Raw genomic sequence first — 5,426 nt, 5'->3', positions numbered from 1 at the left:
GTAGTGGTGCCGCACGGGGTGCTGTTCCGGGGTTCCAGCGAGGGGCTGATTCGGAAAAAATTGATTGAGGAAAACCTGCTGGATGCGGTAATCGGCCTGCCGGAGAAGCTCTTTTACGGCACCGGCATTCCGGCGGCCATCTTGATCTTCCGGCGCAAGAAGAGAGATCGGAATGTGCTCTTTGTCGATGCCAGTCGGGAATATCAGGATGGAAAAAACCAGAATTTTTTGGAGGAGGCTCATCTTGCCAAAATTGTCGAAACCTGCCGGGCCCGCAAATCAGTGGAGATGTATGCCCATCTGGCCACCTTTGACGAGATGGCCGGGAACGATTTCAACCTCAATATTCCCCGCTATGTGGATACCTTTGTGGAAGAAGAGGAGATTGATCTTCAGGCAGTGCGGGCCGAGCGGGAGAAGTTGAAAACTGAATTGGCGGCTTTGGAGGTGGAGATGAACGGCTACCTAAGAGAGTTGGGTTATGATTTATGAATCCAAGAAACAGGTTGAAACCGCCATGTGTCGTGCTCACGATTTTCCGGATTGTTTGAGGGGGATGGAATATGTTGCCTGATGGTTGGACAATCCGGAAAATTGGTGACGTTCTCAGCAGGGTTGTTGAACCTGTCATGATTGACGGGAATGAGACGTACCAAGAAATCGGTATTCGCTCTCATGGAAAAGGGATTTTTCATAAAGAACCGGTATTGGGTGCGAGCATTGGGGAAAAACGTGTGTTCTGGGTGCAGCCCAATTGCTTCATAGTGAATATTGTTTTTGCTTGGGAACAGGCTATTGCCAGAACGACTGAGAACGAGAATAGGAAAATTGCTTCTCATCGCTTCCCTATGTACCGTCCTATTCGTGAAGCCTGCGATGTTGATTTTCTTACATTTTATTTTAACACTCCAACAGGGAAATATTTATTAGGATTGGCCTCGCCAGGAGGGGCAGGGAGAAACAAAACGCTCGGACAGAAGGAATTCGAGAAATTACAAATATGTATGCCAAGTGGAGCGGAACAAAAGAAAATCGCCCGCATCCTCTCCACCTGGGACCGGGCCATTGAAATCGTGGAGCGGTTGATCGCCAACAGCAAGGTGCAGAAAAAAGCCCTGATGCAGCAACTCTTGACGGGGAAAAGGCGGTTGCCTGGGTTCAAAGGGGAGTTCCAGCGCACCCATATTGGGGAAATTGCGAGAGTCGATGCCAGATCTCTTGGCAGTACAACGCCGGATAACTTTTCGTTCCAGTATATTTCCCTGTCCGATGTCGGTCCTGGGGATATCGCCAATCAATTGGAAGAACATGTTTTTGCTCAGGCACCGTCACGAGCCAGGCGGATCGTCAAAGAAGGGGACATCCTGATGGCGACGGTCAGACCAAATCTACAAGGGTTTGCGAGGGTCGGGCCGGACCATGCTGACTGTATTGCTTCTACGGGATTTGCCGTTCTGACCCCCAAGAAGGGTTGTGATGGAAGTTTTCTCTACCACTATCTTTTCAGTGCCCATGTCACTGGTCAGATCAATGCCCTCGTTGTCGGCTCTAGCTATCCGGCCATTAATGCAACTGATGTGAAAGGGATCGCTGCATATTGTCCATCCGAGGAAGAGCAAAGGGCAATCTCCAACGTGCTCAACAATGCCGACACATTAATCCGCAATCTCGACCGGCAGCTTCGGCAACTAAACGAACAGAAAAAAGCCCTCATGCAGCAACTTCTCACCGGCAAACGGCGGGTGAAGGTGGACGAGGATGTGGCATGATGGCTGGCAAACACACCCCACATGCACAGCACTGCGAACACAAACACTCCTTTTGCCCTTTTCCGTTCCCCGTCTTGGCGAGCGGTGCTGTGCCGTGCGTCCGAACTGGTTCAGACCAACAGGCGGATTGTCAAAATTTCAAAAAAAGCCTCGCAAACTTCCGCTGCTTTGTCTATACTGTACTCAACATAACCGCCACGCCTATACCTTGGACTCGTCCTCGGCACGCGCAACCTTGGCGGTTTTTTTATTGCCCTCCGATCAGGAGGGCATCATGACCAGACCCTATACCAAGCCTCCGTTGACCTTTGACCAGCAACTCGCCCAGTTGGTTGAGCGGGGGCTTGTCGTTGACGACCAGGAGCAAATCCTCTGCGTCCTGGAATCCACCAGCTACTACCGCCTCAGTGCCTACTGGTATCCCTTCCGCGTGCGAGACCAGGACGGCAACGTCACCGATCTCCTGGAGCCAGGGACCACGAGCAGCGCAATCATAACGCTCTACGAATTCGACCGGCGATTGAGATTGTCTATCATGGACGCCATCGAACGGGTGGAGATTGCCGTCCGTACCCGGCTGACTTATCAACTGGCGCATGCTTATGGCACGTTTGGCCATTTGCAGCACACCAACTTTCACACGGGCTTCAAACACGCGGAATGGTTGGCCAGCGTAGAGGAGGAGGTTGGACGATCCAAGGAAGAGTTCATCCGCCATCACCGGGAAACCTATGACGGCTTTCCCGATCTGCCCATCTGGAAAGCCACGGAGATTATGAGCCTGGGCAACATTTCTGTCCTGTTCGGCGGACTCAAACATGAGGACAAGAAACCCATTGCTGACTGGTTCCGACTGCACCACAAGCAGCTTGCCCAATGGCTCCATGTTCTGACCTACATCCGCAACGTTTGTGCCCACCATGGCCGTTTGTGGAACCGGGAGTTGGCAATTCGTCCAAGTCGTCCGAAAAGTGAAGATTGGCAACCCCCTGCAACTCCCCGCACGGACCGGGTTTTCATTATCCTTCTGATGTTGCGCCAGCTGCTGGCCGTTATGCCCTCGGCAGAGGAGTGGCAGCAACGGTGCAACAGACTGCTGGAACCTATGGCGGAGATCCCCCGTTGGCGCGAAAGCATGGGTCTGCCCGAAAGCTGGCGGGAGCATCCTTTCTGGAGTCCGCGCAGTGGTTTGGAGGGGACGCCATGACCACCACCCCCGAAACCAGAGAGCAATACAGTGCCCACATTCCGGCACTGGCCACGTTGATCAACCTGGGATGGCGTTATGTCTCTCCCGCCCAATGTTTGAGCTGGCGCGGTAGCACGCGAGAGGTGCTGCTGCGCGCTGTGCTGGTGGAAGAACTCCAGAAACGACGTTTCACGCACAAGGGTGCAGAGTATCCCCTTTCCCCCAATGCCATTGAGCAGATTGTTCGGGAGGTGGCCGCTCCTGGACTGCACGAGGGGTTGCTAACCGCCAACGAGCGTCTTTACACCATGCTCACCCTGGGGGTGACGGTGACGGAATTTATCGATGGCAAAAAGGTGCAACCCACCATTCCCCTGGTCAATTGGGATCATCCTGCCGCCAACAGCCTACTGGTGACGGAAGAGTTCGAACTGCTTTCGGAGCAGGGAACCCACACCCGGCGGCCGGACATTCTCTGTTTCGTCAACGGCATCCCCCTGGTAGTCATCGAGGCCAAACGGCCTGATTCCGGTAACCCCAACACTTCCATGGTTGCGGAAGGTATCAGCCAGCAGATCCGCAACCAGGGCCAGGATGAGATTCCCCTCCTGTTCGCCTATGCCCAGTTGCTGCTCTCGGTCAGTACCACCGAAGGCCGCTACGGGACGGTCAAAACCCCGGCCAAATTCTGGTCGCAATGGCGGGAGGAAGAGTTGAGCGAGGCCCATTTCGCTCAGGTCAAAAACCAGCCCTTGTCCCCTGAGTCTCGTGCCGTTCTGTTCGCCGACAAACCGGCCAGGATGCGCACCTACTTTGCAAGCCTGTGGTCCAGCCCGCAACTGCCCACCGACCAGGACCGCCTGCTGATCAGCCTGCTCGCACCAGATCGTCTGCTGGAATTTGTGCGCTATTTTCTTTTATCCGACAAGAAAAACGGCAAGATTGCTGCCCGTTATCAACAGGTGTTCGGTATCAAAAAGCTGCTGGCCCGCATCAATGGGAAAAAAACCCAGGGCGGTCGCGAGGGTGGGGTTGTCTGGCACACCACCGGCTCAGGAAAATCCTTCACCATGGTGTTTCTCTGCAAGGCCCTGCTACTCGACCCCGCACTCCGGGAGTGCCGCATTGTCGTGGTCACCGACCGGATTGACCTGGAAAAGCAGTTGGCCCGTACCTTCCTATCCGGCGGGGCCTTTGGCTCCGATATCGCCAGCCGCAAGGAGGGTGAACAGGCCAAGGTCAAGACCGGCAAGGAACTGGCCTGGCGCATCGGCAAGGGCAGCGAACGGATCATTTTTACCATTATCAACAAGTTCAATGCTGCCTCACGTCAACCCGAATGTCGCAATGACAGCGAGGAGTTGATTGTCCTTGTCGACGAAGGCCACCGCAGCCAGGGCGGCGAGAACCATGAACGCATGCGCAAGGCCCTGCCCAACGCCGCCTATATCGCCTTCACGGGCACGCCCCTGCTCAAGAACGACAAGACCACCAACAAGTTTGGTCCGATTGTTCACGCCTATACCATGAAACGGGCGGTGGAGGACGGGGCCGTTACCCCGCTGCTTTACGAAGAGCGCAAGCCGGAACTGAACGTCAACGCCACCGCCATCGACAATTGGTTCGAGAAGATCACCGCCGGATTGTCCGAGCAACAGAAATCCGATCTGAAACAAAAGTACGGTCAGAAGGGGCCAGTGTACGGTTCTGCCAACCGCATCGAGTTGATCGCCTGGGATATCGCCGTCCATTTTGAGGAAAATTTCAAGTCCCTCAATACCGGCCTGAAGGGCCAACTGGCGACCGACAGCAAGCTCTCCGCCATTCGCTACAAGCAATGTCTGGACGCCACCGGGATGGTGAGCAGTGCCGTGGTGATCTCCTCCCCGGACACACGGGAGGGCCACCAGGATGTGGACGAGGCCAAACTGCCCGAGGTGCAACAGTGGTGGAAGGACAACGTGGGTCACAAAGCCGAGAACTACGAGCGGGACACCGTGGACGCCTTCGCCACCGACGGCGATCCGGATATTCTCATCGTGGTGGACAAGCTGCTGACCGGCTTTGATGAACCCCGGAACGCCGTGCTCTACATCGACAAACCGCTGAAGGACCATAGCCTGATCCAGGCCATCGCCAGGGTGAACCGTCTCCATGAACACAAACGCTTTGGCTTGCTCATCGACTATCGGGGCATTCTTGGCGCACTGGACACCGCCATGTCCGACTACCAGGATCTGGCCAATCGCACCCAGGCTGGCTATGACCTGGATGATCTTGATGGGCTTTATAGTCAGATGAGCACCGAGTACAAACGGTTGCCTACTCTGCACAGCCGTTTGTGGTCCCTGTTTGACTCCGTGAAGAACCGGAAGGATCTGGAGCAGTACCGGCAAGTGCTGATGCCCAGGTATGCCGAAGGAGAGGGGGGAGAGAGCTATGACACCCGGCAAAAGGTCAGGGAGGAT

General features: G+C 55.1%; 4 protein-coding genes. All 4 read left to right on the top strand.

Features of this window, described 5'->3' with window-relative positions:
* On the top strand, positions 1-492 hold a 492-nt coding region (locus EJP87_RS13700; RefSeq protein WP_153188681.1), incomplete at its 5' end, for an N-6 DNA methylase.
* Positions 493-563: 71 nt separating this feature from the next.
* Positions 564-1,769, top strand: coding sequence for a restriction endonuclease subunit S (locus EJP87_RS13695; RefSeq protein WP_130472431.1), 1,206 nt, complete (start codon positions 564-566; stop codon positions 1,767-1,769).
* Positions 1,770-2,043: 274 nt separating this feature from the next.
* The gene (locus tag EJP87_RS13690) at positions 2,044-2,976 is read left to right on the top strand and encodes an Abi family protein (protein ID WP_130472430.1); all 933 of its coding nucleotides are present in this window, start codon (positions 2,044-2,046) and stop codon (positions 2,974-2,976) included.
* The coding region (locus EJP87_RS13685) for a type I restriction endonuclease subunit R (RefSeq protein ID WP_130472429.1) at positions 2,973-5,426 on the top strand (2,454 nt) is incomplete at its 3' end. The genes EJP87_RS13690 and EJP87_RS13685, both read left to right, overlap by 4 nt.

This window comes from Candidatus Magnetaquicoccus inordinatus, assembly GCF_004217665.1.
Taxonomy (GTDB): domain Bacteria; phylum Pseudomonadota; class Magnetococcia; order Magnetococcales; family Magnetaquicoccaceae; genus Magnetaquicoccus; species Magnetaquicoccus inordinatus.
Note: the sequence above shows the minus strand (reverse complement) of the source record. Positions and strands in the feature narration are given on the sequence as shown.